This is a genomic window from Oceanobacillus rekensis (assembly GCF_002153375.1).
Lineage (GTDB): Bacteria > Bacillota > Bacilli > Bacillales > Amphibacillaceae > Oceanobacillus > Oceanobacillus rekensis.
In genome coordinates this window covers 109,606-126,094 of the sequence record NZ_MTBQ01000001.1, presented here as the reverse complement: position 1 = coordinate 126,094, position 16,489 = coordinate 109,606, and the positions used below count along the sequence as shown (strand labels likewise).

The window sequence follows — 16,489 nt, the reverse complement described above, 5'->3', positions numbered from 1 at the left end:
AAAGAATCACAAAGGGAACATGAAAGAGGGATTTTAATTGGAAGTAGGAAAAGTACTTAATCTAGAAATAAAGGATTCACGTAATGGTAATTTACAACAATACTATTGTAAATTAATCGAGAAAAATAATGACTACTTGGTGATTGATTATCCTATACATACGAAAACAAAAAGGACTTCTTTTTTTCCAATTGGAACAAAGATTTCCGTCTCTTTTATTGGTGATGATCAAGCCGTTTATCAATTCCAATCTAAAATTGCAACAAGAATAAAATTGAATATCCCAGCATTGGCCATCAATATACCGGAACAGGAAGATATAAAGCGAATTCAAAGACGAGAATATGTAAGAATTGAATCCGCAATTGATGTTGCTATTCATAGTACAGATGACCTTTTTCCTCCTTTTGTTACATTAACATCCGATATCAGTGGTGGTGGGTTAGCAATTATATCTGAGAAAGGGATACAGATGAAAATCGAATCGAAAGTGGATTTATGGTTACCATTGCAAATGCAAAATAGTGAGTTTCATTATATATACAGTCAGGCTGAAGTTGTATATATTAAAAATCTGAACAGCCGAGTAGATCTTGTATCTCTAAAGTTTATATCTATCAGTAAACAGGACAGACAAAATATAATAAAATTCTGTTTTGAAAAACAACGTGAATCACGACAAAAAGAGCTATTATAAATAGACTAATAATTTTACTATATGTTACTATTAAGCATAAGTTAGTAAGTAAAAAACTTGGCCAGCTGCCAAGTTTTTTACTGGTTAAGGGAAGGATGACATTTGATTATGGAAGGAAAAAACATTGCAATCGCAATCGATGGACCGGCAGCTGCTGGCAAAAGTACAGTGGCAAAGCTAATTGCCGAAAAATTGTCATATATTTATATAGACACTGGTGCAATGTATCGTGCTTTAACATTAAAAGCATTACATGAAAAGATGAACTTGGAAGACGAAAAATCGATGGTGAACCTGCTCATGAATTCAGAAATTAAATTAAAACAATCTTCTATTGGACAAATTGTTTTACTGGATGATTTGGACGTAACGAAAGAAATACGATTCCAAGATGTGACAACAAAGGTCTCCTATGTTGCGAAACATGCAGCCGTTAGAGCTGAAATGGTTAGGCGTCAACAAGAGTTGGCAAAGAACCGAGGTGTCGTCATGGATGGAAGAGATATCGGTACCCATGTTCTTCCAGATGCAGAAGTAAAAATATTCCTCATTGCTTCTGTTGAAGAAAGAGCCAAACGTAGATTTGAAGAAAATGTGAAAAAGGGAATTGCATCAAATATGGAAGTTCTAAAAAAGGAAATTGAGGAAAGAGACAGAATTGATTCTAGTCGTGAAGCATCACCTTTAATCAAAGCAAATGACGCAATTGAAGTTGATACAACGTCACTAAACATCATCCAGGTTGCAGAACGTATTCTTACTGAAGTCGAGAAACAAAAAAAGCTACAATAAATTAACTTATAATGGGGGATGAAAAATGAGTTTATATCGATTTGCAAGGTTTATTGTTGCCTTAATTCTTTTTCCACTATATCGAATTACGATCATTGGAAAGGAAAATATCCCTATAAAGGGACCTGTCATAATTTGTTCCAATCATATCTCCAACCTCGATCCACCGGTTGTTGGAATTACATCTCCCCGGGATATTTATTTTATGGCTAAAGGAGAATTGTTTGAAAAACCATTTTTAGGGAAACTATTAATAGGAATTCGAGCATTTCCAGTGAAAAGGGGATTAGCAGACAGAAACGCTTTAAGAAAAGGACTTGGCATTCTGAAAAAGGGTGATGCATTAGGTCTTTTTCCGGAAGGCACTAGGAGTAAAACTGGTAAACTTGGGAAACCTTTGGCAGGAGTTGGCTTTTTTGCTTTACGTTCTGAGGCAGCGATCATTCCATGTGCTATTATTGGGCCCTATAAAGTATTCAAAAAGACAAAAGTAATATACGGTAAGCCTATGGATATGGAACAATATCGAGCAACCAAACCTTCTCCACAGGAAATGGCCGACGCAATTATGCAAGAAATTAAATTATTACAGGAAATACATCAAAAGTAATTGACTTTACTTGACAAATAATTGTAATTATTAGAAGTTATAGAAAGAATAAGTTTTAATCATTCTTACTATTACCATTTAATTTGGATGTTGGAGTGTACTTAGGAGGCTATGGATATGAGTGAAGAAAACAAAGATTTACAATTGAACGTAGGCGATACCGTAACTGGAACCATTATTAAATTAGAGGAGAAGCAGGTTCTTGTTGATATCGGTTATAAAACAGAAGGAATTCTTCCTATCGGGGAACTGTCTAGTATGCATGTGGAAACAACAGGGGATGCAGTGGCAGAAGGAGACACCGTAACACTTAAAGTTAAAAAAGTAGAAGACAATGAAATTATTCTATCCAAAAAAGCAGTAGACGCTGAATCTGCATGGGAAGACCTAGAAAAGAAATATAATAATGAAGAGGTTTTCGAAACTTTGGTCAAGGAAGTTGTCAAAGGCGGCCTTGTTGTTGATGTAGGTCTTCGTGGATTTATTCCCGCATCTTTGGTAGAAACATACTTTGTTGAAGATTTTTCGGAATACATGGATAAACCATTGACAGTGAAAATTGCTGATCTTGATAAAGAGCAAAATCGCATCATTCTTTCCCATCGCGCTGTAGTGGAAGAGGAGTTAAATGCAAAGAAAAGTGATATCCTGCAATCCCTTGAAGCAGGTCAAGTAGTGGAAGGTACTGTTCAGCGAATTACGAGCTTTGGAGCATTTGTTGATCTTGGTGGTGTTGATGGATTGGTTCATATCTCACAGTTAGCACATGAGCATGTTGCAAAAGCTTCAGATGTAGTTTCAGAAGGTGATAAAATTAAAGTCGAAGTCCTATCTGTTGACAGAGACAATGAACGCATCTCCCTATCACATAAAAACACGCTTCCTGGACCTTGGACAGATATTCAGAGCCGTGTTTCTACTGGTTCTACGGTAGAGGGAATTGTAAAACGTCTCGTGAATTTCGGTGCATTTGTAGAAATATCACCGGGAGTTGAAGGTTTGGTTCATATTTCGCAAATTGCGAATCGACATATCGGTACACCAGATGAAGTTCTTGAAGTCGGACAAAAAGTAAATGTAAAAGTTCTTGATGTTAACGAAGCAGATGAACGAATATCATTAAGTATTAAGGAATTGGAACAGGAACAGGAAGAAAAAGAATATAAACAATATGAAAAAGATGATGAACACTCTGGCTTCCAGCTTGGCGATGTCATTGGCAATAAACTGGACAAATATAAATAATCTCATAAAAAAGATCCCACTTGGGGTCTTTTTTTATATGAGGCTAATTTCGCATAGTTATTGCTAAAGTTACTTCGCAATTTCTATACTGCGAAGTAACTTTTATTCACTGTTGTGTTCTGGAGTACTGCAAATGAAAATAAGATCTTCTGGCAACCACAGCCCGTATACACTCCGCTTTCCGTCGGCGGCTAGTGAGCCTCCTCGTGCTTTCAACGTGGATTTTCTGTTAAAGCAACAATTCTTTTTGATTGACGAGCAGTGCGGATTCCTAAATATTTTCGGTGGAATGAGTATCCGGAGTTTCAATCATTTAGAAAAAAGCTTAGTTTAAACATAGTATTATTAATATTTTAAGCCATACTAAAAACAGGAAACATATCATTTTAAAATGTAAATTAGAGGTGGCTTAAATGAATGAATACACCGATGCGATTATCTTTGGTGTTGTGGTTGGAACAATAGCAAGAACACTTATGTTGAAAACAGACTATAGGCAATATCCCACATATTTACATGGAAAAACAATTCATCTTTCATTAGGATTTATTGCAGCATCATTAGGTGCTCTAGCAATACCAGCTATTATGGAGAAAGAATATACTGCCGTCACACTCTTAACGGTAGCAGCCACTCAATTCAGGGACGTACGCAATATGGAAAGAAATACATTAACTGAAGTGGACAGTTATGAATTGGTTTCCAGAGGGAAAACATATATAGAGGGGATCGCTATTTCCTTTGAGAGCAGAAATTACTTGGTAATGTTTACTGCTTTCTTAAGCACACTTTCTTTTATTTTATGGAATATATATGTTGCGATCATTGTTGCGGGAATTTGCTTGATTCTTGGAAAAAAGCTAATGAGTGGGTCAAAAATTGGAGAATTAGTTGATATAGAGCATGCTAAAATTAGTTTTGATGGAGCAGGACTTTATGTAGATAATATTTATATCATGAATATTGGGATCGCAGAACGACAGGAAGAAATATTAAAATATGGAATGGGGTTTATATTGACACCCAATAATATAAATATTGTTACAACTATTGGTAATCTAGGACAGCGACAAGCAATTCTTCATGATGTCTCGGTATCGTTGGGAGTATTCAGGGATTCAGGAACTCCTGCACTGACTCCGTTGATTAAACGTGATCTTGATGATGGGCGATTGGGTATTTTTATCCTCCCACAAATTCGGGATATTAGTAAAGCTAAAGCAGTAATCGGGTCTGTTCCCGTCCTGGAAAGTGCGGTCAGAATGCCTTCCGAGTCCAAATCGTTTAAAAAAGGGCATAAAGGAGATAAGATATAATGATGATTGAAAAAGCTATATTAGCCGTTATTACAACAAATAATCAGAAAGTCTCTGGGGGAGCACCTATATTTATTTGTGACAGTAAAAAGGAATTGGAATATATTGCTGCAAACCTCGAAGCAATCACGGACGGCATCTCCCATGCATTAAGTGAAGAATTATTTATTATTGTGAAACACTAATATACATTGTTAATATTACCTTATTTTGCTAGAATATATTAAAGTTAAGGCAAATAGACATAAAGAGAGAGGATGTCCTTACTATGAGGAAATCTGTAGTTGCAATTGTAGGAAGACCTAATGTTGGTAAATCTACCATATTCAATAGATTAGTTGGAGAAAGAATTTCGATTGTTGAAGATATACCAGGTGTTACACGTGATCGTATATACGCCTCAGCTGAATGGCTTAATCAGGAATTTAACCTGATTGATACGGGTGGTATCGAAATTGGTGATGAACCATTACTTGTTCAAATGCGTCAACAGGCTGAGGTTGCGATAGATGAAGCTGATGTCATCATCTTTCTTTTAAATGGAAAAGAAGGAATTACCGGTGCAGATGAAGAAGTAGCCAAATTATTGTTTAAATCAAATAAGCCAGTCGTACTTGCAATCAATAAAATGGATAACCCAGAAATGCGTGAAACAATTTACGAATACTATTCCCTGGGCTTTGGCGAACCGTTTCCTATTTCAGGTTCCCATGGATTGGGGCTCGGAGATCTCTTAGATGAAGTCGTCAATCATTTTCCTGAACTATCTGAGGAAGAGGTTAATGAAGATACAATCTATTTCAGTCTTATTGGCAGACCTAATGTTGGAAAATCATCCCTCGTTAATGCTTTACTGAATGAGGAAAGGGTTATCGTAAGTGAGATAGAGGGTACGACAAGAGACGCTATTGATACACATCTTCACAAGGATGATCAAGACTTTATCATTATTGATACTGCTGGTATGCGTAAAAGAGGAAAAGTATATGAAACAACGGAAAAATATAGTGTCTTAAGAGCTCTCAAAGCTATAGAGCGTTCCGATGTTGTTCTTGTATTAATCGATGCTGAAACAGGTATCAGGGAACAGGATAAGAAGGTTGCAGGCTATGCACATGAAGCTGGCAGGGCCATCGTAATCGTTGTTAATAAATGGGATACAATAGTATCGGACGAAAAGGCAATGAAAGATTTCGAGACTAAAATTCGTGCACATTTCCTATATCTGGATTATGCACCAATCGTGTTTCTATCAGCAAAAACGAAAAAAAGGCTACATACATTAATTCCAGCAATTAAACTGGTGAGTGATAGTCATGCTAAACGAGTTTCTACTAATGTGTTGAATGATGTGATTATGGATGCACTTGCAATGAATCCTACCCCAACAATTAAAGGCAAGCGTCTTAAAATATTGTATGCTACACAAGTTGCTATTAAGCCACCAAGTTTTGTTATCTTTGTCAATGATCCAGAATTGATGCATTTTTCCTATGAACGGTTTTTAGAAAATAAAATCAGAGATGCATTTGGATTTGTTGGTACGCCAATTAGATTATTTACAAGAAGAAGACAGTAGGTGAACCAGGAGGTGAATAGAGTGAGTGAAATAGCTGTTTTGGGTGCTGGTAGTTGGGGAACTGCATTAAGTATCGTTTTAGCTGATAACGGATATGATGTTCGCTTATGGACGCATCGACAAGAGCAGGCTGAAATAATTAACCGTACACATAAAAATGAAAAATATCTGAATGTAACAATTCCCGAACAAATAACTGCATATTACGAGCTCGACAAAGCAGTAAAGGATGTAAATGCAATTATTATAGTTGTTCCTACAAAGGCTATTCGTGAAGTATGTCAGCAGTTAAATAATAAATTAACCAACAAGATGATTATCATTCATGCAACAAAAGGGATTGAACCTGTTTCACTGAAAAGGGTTTCTGAAATGATTAGTGAAGAAATGACCGATTATGCGTATGAAGACATTGTCGTACTATCAGGACCAAGCCATGCGGAGGAAGTTGCTTTAAGACATCCTACTACCGTGACTGTTTCTTCCATCAATTTGGATAATGCAAAAATTGCTCAGGATTTGTTTAGTAGTGATACATTTCGAGTGTATACTAGTCCAGATATACTCGGTATTGAATTAGGTGGTGCACTTAAAAATATTATTGCCTTAGGTGCCGGTATCTCTGATGGGCTCGGCTATGGAGATAATGCCAAAGCCGCCTTAATTACAAGGGGCCTTGCTGAAATAGCTAGACTTGGCACATCACTCGGAGCAAATCCGCTTAGCTTTTTGGGTTTATCCGGAGTAGGGGATTTGATTGTAACCTGTACAAGTGTTCACAGCCGAAATTGGAGAGCAGGAAATTTACTTGGCAAAGGGAAAAAATTAGATGATGTACTGGAAGAGATGGGAATGGTTGTAGAAGGGGTGAGAACTGTTCAAGCTGCATACCAATTTGCCATTGAACAAGATGTAGAAATGCCAATCACTACTGGTATCCATCAAATCTTATTTGAAGGTAAAAATCCTAGAGAAGTTGTTGACCAGCTCATGAACCGCGATAAACGAGAAGAAATGGACGATATTGCAAGCTTGCTGAACGAAAGACATTCTTAAAGTGCGTGTTCAAAAGGGACGATTAAAGGACTGAGGAGTTCGAGGTAGCATAGCCCTGGCGCCTGGCTTCCAACCGATGTGGTGACTTCTAGGTTGTCTACAAATCTTTTCGGTAGGACGAGTAACCGCAGTCCCTGGGCATGGACGGTGTTAGGAGAGGTTCCGTCATTGTTAACTGTAAAGATTGGTATTTTTATACCGGAAACCTTAATATTCTTCTAATTATTTTTAAAAATCTCTAATAACACGGAATTATTCTCCTTGCATATACTATGTTGAATGAACCTAGCAAGGAGGAGAACGAGTGAATAATTTCCAAAAAGGAATGTTTGACAAAATACAGAGTAACTCAAATATCAACCCTGACGAGATAATGAAAGTTGCGGATTCCCTTAAAAGTGCAAATTTTTCGGATGAAAAGACAGTCAGGAATTTAGTCCGTCATTTGTCAAGAATGGCAGATAAACCACTATCAAAAGAAAAAGAAGACAAGATCGTTCAGTCCATTGTTAATAATAAAATGCCTGGAGACTTGCAATCTTTGAATCAATTATTTAAAAAATAGTCATTTATAGGGAACATGCGGATACGTAAACGTAAATCCCTGCATAAGATAAATCGCACAAGCATTCATGGATAGAGTTGCAAAGGAACTTATTTAGTCAACCTGGAATGGAGAAGCCCCCTTCATTTCGGGTTTTTATTTTGCATTGTTTTCGTCTGATCATTACGCAATATTTTGATAACTTCATTTTAATACTTGCAAATTTCACCATATGTTATAATACGTTGTGCAATGAAAAACTGTCTTTATCAGGGGTGAAAATGTTGTCTGTATCAATGCTAATGATGTATATTTCTTTTCTTGGGATGTTCTTATTAATTCTGGCAATCGGTTTAATCGTGTTAAGCAGAACAAAATTAAAAGGTTGGCTTGCTCGGATTGTTACATTTCTGGCATACATATGCTTAATAGCTGGTGGATTAATTATTCTTTATGTTGTATTAAGTGGACCAACACGGTAGCTGATAAGGAGGCTATTACATGAAACATACATATTTGCTTATATTTGGGGCGTTACTAGTTTCTTTACTATTAAGTGGATGTTTATACCCACAAAACGAAATGGAACAAAATCAAATACCAAATGAAGAGCAATTGCAAACGGTTCAGCAAGCGGTTGATAATTACAAAGAAGAACAACAAGGCTTGGTACCGATTAAAACGAAACCAAATGAAACACCAATTTTCCAAAAGTACTTAATCGATTTTAGTATGTTAAAAGAACAGGGATACATATCAGAAATCCCGGGAAACGCCTATGAAAATGGCGGGGTATATCAATATACATTACTAACACCGGACGAAGACCCAAAAGTTAAATTAATTGATTTACGTATTACAGAAGCTATCAGAAGTGTCAATGTACAATTGGATTTTTATCGTAGCGAAAATATCTATCCAGCATACGGGGAAAAAATTGCAGAAGGAATCTATACCGTAGATTATAAAAAATTAGGTTTGGAAAACCCTCCAACCGTAATAAGTCCATACTCCCAACAAAATTTACCGATCATTATGGATGTGGATGGTAACCTGTTTGTTGATTATAGAATCGACTTAAACAATGCTTTAAATGAATTTGATCATGAATATATGGAGGGAGAGGATATTCGTTATTTGCTTGCTGACAATACCCCATTTATGCCAGCATATTCCCTGCCGTATACAATAGAGAAAGGTGAACCTGTTTTTTTGATTGAAAACTAATAAATATATCATATTCGTTCCTTTGTAACATATATTGTTGCAAGGGATTTTTTTATTTCCAGCAATTATTACATGTTGAAGGGACGTATGGTTTATTAATTTTATTAAAAAGACTTAGAACAAGTCATATTTTAATAGGACAACATCATAGACTCATAATGTCAATAAATTGCGGGTGGTCCATATTAAAGTACGGAGATCGGGAGGGGATCTTTTGGAAAAAATTGATATCTTTAAAGATATTTCGAAACGAACGAATGGAGATATTTATCTAGGAATAGTTGGTGCAGTCCGTACAGGTAAATCGACATTTATTAAAAAGTTTATGGAGCTCGTTGTATTGCCAAACATTGAAGATGAAAGTGAAAGATCAAGAGCACATGATGAGTTGCCTCAAAGTGCAGCAGGAAGAACGATTATGACAACAGAGCCAAAGTTCATCCCCAATCAAGCTGTCAAACTTACAGTGGATGAAGGGTTAGATGTTAATGTAAGACTTGTTGACTGTGTGGGATATGCTGTAGAAGGGGCTAAAGGGTTCGAGGACGAGAATGGACCACGGATGATAAATACGCCGTGGTATGAAGATCCTATTCCATTTCATGATGCCGCAGAGATCGGTACTAGAAAGGTAATTCAAGAGCATTCCACGATTGGTGTCGTTGTTACAACAGACGGAAGTATCGGAGAAATACCAAGGAATGATTATGAAGATGCTGAAATGAGAGTCGTTGAAGAATTAAAAGAAGTTGGTAAACCATTTATTATGGTTGTAAACTCAACCAAGCCAATGAGTCAGGAGGTAGAATTATTACGCCACGATTTATCTGATAAATATGATATACCAGTTCTTGCCATGAGCATTGAGTCAATGACAGAACATGATGTATATAATGTTCTTAGAGAAGCTCTATATGAATTCCCTGTTCTTGAAGTTAATGTGAATCTTCCAAGCTGGGTAATGGTGTTAAAAGAAAACCATTGGCTGAGAGAAAATTACCAAGAAGCAATCCAAACAACTGTCAAGGATATCAAAAGACTCAGAGATGTTGACCATATAGTTGGTAACTTTAGTGAATATGAATATATCGATAAAGCTAACCTTGCTGGTATGGAAATGGGTGATGGTGTAGCGGAAATTGATTTACATGCACCTGATTATTTATATGATCAAATACTCAAAGAAATTGTTGGTGAAGAAATTCGCGGCAAGGACCACTTATTGGCATTAATGCAGGATTTTGCTTTTGCTAAAAGGGAATATGACCAGGTTTCCGGTGCCTTGCAAATGGTGAAGCAAACCGGATATGGTATCGCTGCTCCTACATTGGAAGATATGCAACTCGATGAACCAGAAATCATTCGCCAAGGCTCTAGGTTCGGTGTTCGTTTAAAGGCAGTCGCACCATCTATTCATATGGTCCGGGTTGAGGTAGAATCGGAATTTGCTCCCATTATAGGTACGGAAAAACAGAGCGAGGAACTTGTACGATATTTAATGCAGGATTTTGAAGAAGATCCATTATCAATCTGGGAATCTGATATATTCGGTAGATCTTTAAGCTCTATCGTAAGAGAAGGGATTCAAGGGAAAATATCCTTGATGCCTGAAAACGCAAGATACAAACTTAGAGATACTCTCGAAAGAATTATAAATGAGGGTTCTGGAGGACTTATAGCAATCATACTATAGCAGCTTACTACAAGCTGCTTTTTGTTTTTTTAAAGTAACATGGTTTCAACGGAAGGAAATATGGGAAACATGATGTATATGTATAATAAATCGGTTTACACTATTTCATCACTGATTTGATGCATATTTCCAAGATATGGGGTTCGTTCTGTGTTTTATTAGGCACGCTTCGGAGTTCTCCAGCAAATAAATATTGAATAAATCGATACTTTTTGTTGAATTTTATTTCAAACTCAGTTAAGATAAGCCTTGTCATCACTTGAAGCGGATGGCATTTGATAAAAACAGGCAACCAAGTGAGCAAATTTTCACTTCGATGAATTTATTTGTTCCCATGTCGAATTAAACATTTTGGGAGGAGGTGAATGTCATGAACAAAACAGACTTAGTAAATGCAGTAGCTGAGAAAAGCGAGCTTTCTAAAAAAGACGCAACAAAAGCTGTAGACGCAGTATTCGAATCTGTCATGGATTCACTTAAAAATGGTGAAAAAGTACAGTTAATCGGTTTTGGTAACTTTGAAGTTCGTGAGCGTTCAGCACGTAAAGGACGTAATCCACAAACTGGAGAAGAGATTCAAATTCCTGCAAGTAAAGTTCCTGCTTTCAAACCAGGAAAAGCCCTTAAAGATAGTGTAAAATAATATACATAGGGCCTGAAGGGGGCACGTAATTATACGTGCCCTTTTCCTATGTTTTGAATAAGTGAAAATGATTGACTTTAAAATATGATTAAGACATATTATATATAAAAAAGGTAGGTAATATACATGAGTGATTCATCTGTTAACACAGATTTCTTTGTTGTTAAAGCATTGGAAGATGGTGTGAATGTAATTGGTTTGACTCGAGGCAATGATACCAAGTTCCATCATTCCGAGAAGCTCGATAAGGGAGAAGTAATGATTGCCCAGTTCACTGATCACACATCAGCGGTTAAAGTAAGGGGCAAAGCGGTTATCCAGACGAGCCATGGAGAACTGGAAAACAGTTAAAAATACATACAAGTTATTTGCTTCAGTGCGTGTTCAAATAGATGGATTAAAAAAGATGGAGAAGTTCATGGCACCGTAGCTCTTGAGTAAAGGGCTTGCGCGTGATGTCGTGACTTCTATATTGTCCACAGTTCTTTCGATAGGACGAGTAAGTGCGTGGCGGTCTTAGTAGAAGAAGATCTGTATCGCTTACTAGAAACATTAATCCGTCATTTTTACCGGACTATTCAAACAATCTCTTTCATCAGTATTCAATCGTTTTTATCACAGATAAAATATGCTATAATAACTAGAGTACGTGAAAGGATGAAAGGACCCAGGTGATACCTTTGAACACTTCTATCACAGAAATTCAGAATATAAGGGGTCTTCTAGAAGATAAACTACAACATAAATATCTGGAAAAGTATATACAAAAGCCCAAAATTGATGAAGAAAAGCTAAGAATTTTAACTTCTTTAGTTAACAACAAGGTATCGCTTAATCCAATCCAGAGGGAACGATACATAATTACAGCGATGTTGGTCCAGATTGCACTTGATACACATGAACTCGTACCAGTACGCAATGAGTGGGACGAAACGAAAGAAGATAAACTGACAAAACAACTTAGGGTTTTAGCAGGTGATTATTACAGTGGTTTATATTATTTACTATTATCTGAAATAGAAGACTTTGACTTTATACATACACTAGCTAGCGCCATTAGGAAGATTAATGAGTATAAAATAATGCTTTACTATAAAGAAGTGGAGTCATTTGAGGAATTCATTGTATTAACCAAAAAAATAGATTCTATGCTGATTTTGCATGTTGCTCAATTTATATATGGTAGCACCCTTGATCAGGTGATTTCCGATTGGTTATTTACAGACAGAATGACACGCGAGATAAAAGAAATGCAACTAAATGGTGAATTCCCATTATATGAAATATGGCAGGCAATAGATGAAACTAGCAATTATTCTGTTTTTATTACTAAAATTAATGGAATCATTTATGAAAATAGAGTGGAACTTCCCAGCCTAATTTCAAATCTCCCTGATAATTTTATGTTTCTTAAAAAATACTTAAGAAACAGTATCAATGAAACGGAACAACATGATCCTTTTACTGCGGAAGAAGGTTAATTTATGCAGGAACAATCGAAAGAAGAACGAGTACACAACGTATTCGAAAAAATATATCCTAAATACGATACAATGAATTCCATTATTTCTTTTCAGCGACATAAAGCATGGAGAAAAGACATTATGAAACGTATGAATGTAAAAAAAGGATCACATGCACTTGATGTTTGCTGTGGCACTGGGGATTGGTCTATTTCACTTTCAAAAGCCGTTGGCAAGGATGGCTCCGTAATAGGTCTTGACTTCAGCCAAAACATGCTATCTGTTGCCGAGAAGAAAAAAGAGGAACTAAAGCTCAATCAACTGAAATTGATCCATGGAAATGCAATGGAACTTCCATTTGAGGATAATTCATTCGATTATGTTACCATTGGATTCGGCTTAAGAAATGTGCCAGACTATATGACCGTCCTAAAAGAAATGTACCGAGTTGTTAAACCTGGTGGCAAAGTCGTTTGTTTGGAAACTTCGCAACCAACTCTTTTTGGTTTCAGGCAAGGCTATTACCTTTATTTCCAATTTATAATGCCACTTCTTGGTAGATTTTTTGCGAAAAGCTATAAAGAATATTCGTGGCTCCAGGAGTCTGCAAAGGATTTTCCTGGAAAAAGAGAGTTAAAGCAAATGTTCTTGGATGTCGGTTTTTCACATGTCGATGTGAAAAGTTATACCGGTGGAGTTGCTGCAATGCATATGGGAATTAAAAAATAATTAAAAGTAATTGTCGTAATCCAAATAAACGACATATATTTTCAAGGTAAAATAAGGTGACATAAATGAGACTACCAAAAATTTATGGGTTCTTAAAAAAGGATCTAGATATAATTGAATCTGCACTCCGTGAAAGTATTCAAGCAGAACATCCTGTATTACGTAAAGCATCCATCGAATTATTGGACGCAGGGGGTAAACGTATTCGCCCTGTATTTGTTTTGTTGGCAGGACAACTGGGCAATTATGATATGGATAATATTAAACATGTCGCTGTTTCTCTTGAGCTTATTCATATGGCTACACTCGTTCATGATGATGTGATTGATGAAGCTGAATTACGAAGAGGGAAGCCAACAACTAAATCTTTGTATGGTAATCGTGTTGCGATGTATACAGGTGACTATATTTTAGCACGGGCATTGGAAGAAGCATCTACGGTTCGTAATGCAAGTTTCCACCGTTTGCTTTCCAAAACACTTGTAGAAGTCTCCATTGGGGAGATTGAGCAGATCAAAGACAAGTATGTATGGGATCAAACGCTTCGGGATTATTTAAGAAGGATTCGACGAAAGACAGCTCTACTAATTGCTAGTAGTTGCAAACTAGGTGCGATTGTAAGCGGTCTGAATGAAAAGGACGCCGATAGAGTCTATCAGTATGGTTATAATATCGGAATGTCCTATCAGATTATTGATGATATCCTGGATTTCACTTCATCCGCTAAAGAACTAGGAAAACCAGCTGGGAATGATTTGCTCCAAGGAAACATCACACTTCCGGTTCTTTATGCTATGAAGCAACTGGATTTTAAACAAATGATTAAAAAAACATTCGAAGACCCCGATCATGTAGATGAAAACGCAATGGAAGTTCTGTTATCAAAACTAAAAAGCACCGATGCAATCAATCAATCCTATATGGTTAGTGATCTGTATCTTAAAAAGGCATTACGGTCACTTGACTCTCTACCATATTCAAGAGCAAAACAGACATTACAGGATATAGCAAAATATATCGGTAAAAGACGTTCATAATAAGATTGCCATTTGTGCGAAAATTTGATAGAATTTTAATGGTTAGTTTTTAAATACATATTGACGGGGTGGAATGGAGAAAATGGAGAAAACATTTTTAATGGTCAAACCAGACGGGGTACAACGTAATTTAGTTGGAGAAATTATTGGGCGTTTTGAAACAAAAGGTTTTAAACTTGCAGGTGCCAAATTAATGGTCGTTTCTAATGAACTTGCCGAAAAGCATTACGGGGAACATAAAGAGAGACCTTTTTTTGGGGAACTTGTTGACTTTATTACTTCCGGGCCAGTTTTTGCAATGGTATGGGAAGGCGAAAATGTTATTACAACAGCACGCAGTATGATGGGCAAAACAAACCCTATAGAAGCTACACCAAGTACGATTCGTGGAGACTTCGGTGTAACAGTTGGTAAGAATATCATTCATGGTTCTGATTCATTAGAAAGTGCTGAACGTGAAATTTCATTATTTTTTGAGGAAAAAGAAATCGTATCCTACACAAAACAAGACAGTGAATGGATTTACTAACAAAGGGTTAACCTCCGTTTTTTTAAAACGGAGGTTTTTTAACAAGGCTGTTTTCTAGTAGATTGGATTGCGCATTGCTAGTCCTGCCAAAATATATTGTTTTTGCCACAAAAACTATAAACTACGGGTAACTGTTGATTGATTTCTCTATAAGTACGTGCTTTTCCTGCAGGAGTCACCGCTCACGCGGACTAGTGAAGTAGTATGATGCTATTTTAGCTATTAAAAGTGTGGTAATTAATTGAATGTAACCATTTAACTAGCTCTGGGAAATACCCGGAGACTCCTATGGGAAGAGAGGCATAGAGTTGAGACACTAAATGCGGACGCATGAAGGGGCTCACCAGCCGCCTTAGGATGCGCGCAGTATATTTCCCAGAGCGTTTGCCGAAGTTAATTATCCTGTTTCGCACCTTATCTCAACTTAAAGTTATCAGGCAAAAAGCATATCTAATAGAGCCCTTAACAATTAACAATGGAAGAGGCGCAGCATAGTGAAAGATGATTACATAGAATTTATACAATCTGTAAAGAATAAAATTGGGATTGATCTTCATTTATATAAAGAGACACAAATGAAACGGAGATTAACAACTTTAAGGAATAAAAGGGGATATACAAGCTTTGTCTCATACTTCGAAGCTTTTAGTAAAGATAGTGAGCTGTTGAATGAATTCACTGATAGATTAACTATCAACGTTTCCGAGTTTTACAGAAACCCGAAAAGATGGGACGTATTAAAAGACAGGATACTCCCAATGTTAATCGAAAAAAATAATAGACTATCTATCTGGAGTGCAGCATGTTCAACAGGGGAGGAACCCTATAGTTTAGCTCTAATGGCAAAGGAGTATTTCCCAAAGTCAAAGATTGAAATACTTGCTACTGATATCGATGATAATGTACTGGAAAAAGCAAAACAGGGAATATATACAGAGCAAGCTTTAAAGGAATTACCGGATATACTTAAGAAAAAATATTTCGCGAAAAAAGGCAGTCTTTATAAAATCGAGGAATCATTAAAGAAAAACATTACCTTTAAAAAACATAATCTTCTAGCAGATCGTTTTCCTAAAAATATCGACTTGATTGTTTGTCGTAATGTATTAATTTATTTTACAGATCAAGCAAAAGAAAAGATCTATCAAAACTTCAGCAATTCACTTAAATCCGACGGTGTATTGTTTGTTGGGAGTACGGAGCAGATTTTTAATGCGAATAAGTATGCTTTTAACCTTGCAGAAACATTTTTTTATCAAAAAGACGAAACATTATTTTAAATCGAAAATTATTTTTATATAAATTTAACATAATGAAAGATAGATATGA

At 36.3% G+C, this 16,489-nt stretch carries 19 protein-coding genes; all 19 read left to right on the top strand.

What is annotated here, in order from left to right:
- The first annotated feature begins 37 nt into the window (after positions 1-37).
- The 19 genes from BV906_RS00665 (at position 38) to BV906_RS00570 (ending at position 16,440) form a co-directional block, all read left to right on the top strand.
- The gene (locus tag BV906_RS00665; RefSeq protein ID WP_087971550.1) at positions 38-697 is read left to right on the top strand and encodes a flagellar brake protein; all 660 of its coding nucleotides are present in this window, start codon (positions 38-40) and stop codon (positions 695-697) included.
- 108 nt (positions 698-805) lie between these two features.
- Positions 806-1,489 carry a (d)CMP kinase gene (gene cmk / locus BV906_RS00660; RefSeq protein WP_087971549.1) on the top strand — a complete coding sequence of 228 codons (684 nt, stop codon included), beginning with the start codon at positions 806-808 and terminating at the stop codon, positions 1,487-1,489.
- A gap of 25 nt (positions 1,490-1,514) precedes the next feature.
- Complete coding sequence (locus tag BV906_RS00655; RefSeq protein ID WP_087971548.1) at positions 1,515-2,099, top strand: lysophospholipid acyltransferase family protein; 585 nt, start codon at positions 1,515-1,517, stop codon at positions 2,097-2,099.
- Positions 2,100-2,216: 117 nt separating this feature from the next.
- Positions 2,217-3,344, top strand: coding sequence for a 30S ribosomal protein S1 (rpsA, locus tag BV906_RS00650; protein WP_087971547.1), 1,128 nt, complete (start codon positions 2,217-2,219; stop codon positions 3,342-3,344).
- 413 nt (positions 3,345-3,757) lie between these two features.
- Positions 3,758-4,660, top strand: a complete 903-nt coding sequence (locus tag BV906_RS00640; protein ID WP_087971545.1) for a YIEGIA family protein — start codon at positions 3,758-3,760, stop codon at positions 4,658-4,660.
- Positions 4,660-4,845, top strand: a complete 186-nt coding sequence (locus BV906_RS00635; protein WP_087971544.1) for a capping complex subunit for YIEGIA — start codon at positions 4,660-4,662, stop codon at positions 4,843-4,845. Before BV906_RS00640 ends, BV906_RS00635 begins: the two co-directional genes overlap by 1 nt.
- An 83-nt stretch (positions 4,846-4,928) precedes the next feature.
- Positions 4,929-6,239, top strand: coding sequence for a ribosome biogenesis GTPase Der (gene der, locus BV906_RS00630; RefSeq protein ID WP_087971543.1), 1,311 nt, complete (start codon positions 4,929-4,931; stop codon positions 6,237-6,239).
- Between the two features lie 21 nt (positions 6,240-6,260).
- Positions 6,261-7,295: an NAD(P)H-dependent glycerol-3-phosphate dehydrogenase gene (locus tag BV906_RS00625; RefSeq protein ID WP_087971542.1), complete on the top strand. Its 1,035-nt coding sequence runs from the start codon at positions 6,261-6,263 to the stop codon at positions 7,293-7,295.
- A 304-nt stretch (positions 7,296-7,599) separates the two neighbouring features.
- The gene (locus BV906_RS00620) at positions 7,600-7,860 is read left to right on the top strand and encodes a stage VI sporulation protein F (RefSeq protein WP_087971541.1); all 261 of its coding nucleotides are present in this window, start codon (positions 7,600-7,602) and stop codon (positions 7,858-7,860) included.
- Positions 7,861-8,123: 263 nt separating this feature from the next.
- A complete protein-coding gene (locus BV906_RS00615) occupies positions 8,124-8,321 on the top strand; it encodes a DUF2768 domain-containing protein (protein ID WP_087971540.1) in 198 nt (65 codons plus the stop codon).
- 19 nt (positions 8,322-8,340) lie between these two features.
- Positions 8,341-9,066: a hypothetical protein gene (locus BV906_RS00610; RefSeq protein WP_087971539.1), complete on the top strand. Its 726-nt coding sequence runs from the start codon at positions 8,341-8,343 to the stop codon at positions 9,064-9,066.
- Between the two features lie 214 nt (positions 9,067-9,280).
- Positions 9,281-10,759, top strand: a complete 1,479-nt coding sequence (gene spoIVA / locus BV906_RS00605) for a stage IV sporulation protein A (RefSeq protein ID WP_087971538.1) — start codon at positions 9,281-9,283, stop codon at positions 10,757-10,759.
- A gap of 370 nt (positions 10,760-11,129) precedes the next feature.
- The gene (locus BV906_RS00600) at positions 11,130-11,402 is read left to right on the top strand and encodes an HU family DNA-binding protein (protein ID WP_087971537.1); all 273 of its coding nucleotides are present in this window, start codon (positions 11,130-11,132) and stop codon (positions 11,400-11,402) included.
- 126 nt (positions 11,403-11,528) lie between these two features.
- Complete coding sequence (mtrB, locus tag BV906_RS00595) at positions 11,529-11,753, top strand: trp RNA-binding attenuation protein MtrB (protein ID WP_087971536.1); 225 nt, start codon at positions 11,529-11,531, stop codon at positions 11,751-11,753.
- Positions 11,754-12,082: 329 nt separating this feature from the next.
- The gene (locus BV906_RS00590) at positions 12,083-12,883 is read left to right on the top strand and encodes a heptaprenyl diphosphate synthase component 1 (RefSeq protein WP_176330232.1); all 801 of its coding nucleotides are present in this window, start codon (positions 12,083-12,085) and stop codon (positions 12,881-12,883) included.
- 3 nt (positions 12,884-12,886) lie between these two features.
- Positions 12,887-13,594, top strand: a complete 708-nt coding sequence (gene menG / locus BV906_RS00585; protein WP_087971534.1) for a demethylmenaquinone methyltransferase — start codon at positions 12,887-12,889, stop codon at positions 13,592-13,594.
- 65 nt (positions 13,595-13,659) lie between these two features.
- The gene (gene hepT, locus BV906_RS00580; RefSeq protein WP_087971533.1) at positions 13,660-14,631 is read left to right on the top strand and encodes a heptaprenyl diphosphate synthase component II; all 972 of its coding nucleotides are present in this window, start codon (positions 13,660-13,662) and stop codon (positions 14,629-14,631) included.
- Positions 14,632-14,713: 82 nt separating this feature from the next.
- Positions 14,714-15,160: a nucleoside-diphosphate kinase gene (ndk, locus tag BV906_RS00575; protein WP_087971532.1), complete on the top strand. Its 447-nt coding sequence runs from the start codon at positions 14,714-14,716 to the stop codon at positions 15,158-15,160.
- A 494-nt stretch (positions 15,161-15,654) separates the two neighbouring features.
- A complete protein-coding gene (locus tag BV906_RS00570; RefSeq protein ID WP_087971531.1) occupies positions 15,655-16,440 on the top strand; it encodes a CheR family methyltransferase in 786 nt (261 codons plus the stop codon).
- The last annotated feature ends 49 nt before the right edge of the window (positions 16,441-16,489 follow it).

Bases quoted from the DNA above. Each gene is read 5' to 3' on its own strand.
- cmk (WP_087971549.1), top strand. From the start codon at position 806: ATGGAAGGAAAAAACATTGCAATCGCAATCGATGGACCGGCAGCTGCT.
- BV906_RS00655 (WP_087971548.1), top strand. From the start codon at position 1,515: ATGAGTTTATATCGATTTGCAAGGTTTATTGTTGCCTTAATTCTTTTT.
- rpsA (WP_087971547.1), top strand. From the start codon at position 2,217: ATGAGTGAAGAAAACAAAGATTTACAATTGAACGTAGGCGATACCGTA.
- BV906_RS00640 (WP_087971545.1), top strand. From the start codon at position 3,758: ATGAATGAATACACCGATGCGATTATCTTTGGTGTTGTGGTTGGAACA.
- BV906_RS00635 (WP_087971544.1), top strand. From the start codon at position 4,660: ATGATGATTGAAAAAGCTATATTAGCCGTTATTACAACAAATAATCAG.
- der (WP_087971543.1), top strand. From the start codon at position 4,929: ATGAGGAAATCTGTAGTTGCAATTGTAGGAAGACCTAATGTTGGTAAA.
- BV906_RS00610 (WP_087971539.1), top strand. From the start codon at position 8,341: ATGAAACATACATATTTGCTTATATTTGGGGCGTTACTAGTTTCTTTA.
- BV906_RS00600 (WP_087971537.1), top strand. From the start codon at position 11,130: ATGAACAAAACAGACTTAGTAAATGCAGTAGCTGAGAAAAGCGAGCTT.
- mtrB (WP_087971536.1), top strand. From the start codon at position 11,529: ATGAGTGATTCATCTGTTAACACAGATTTCTTTGTTGTTAAAGCATTG.
- menG (WP_087971534.1), top strand. From the start codon at position 12,887: ATGCAGGAACAATCGAAAGAAGAACGAGTACACAACGTATTCGAAAAA.
- hepT (WP_087971533.1), top strand. From the start codon at position 13,660: ATGAGACTACCAAAAATTTATGGGTTCTTAAAAAAGGATCTAGATATA.
- ndk (WP_087971532.1), top strand. From the start codon at position 14,714: ATGGAGAAAACATTTTTAATGGTCAAACCAGACGGGGTACAACGTAAT.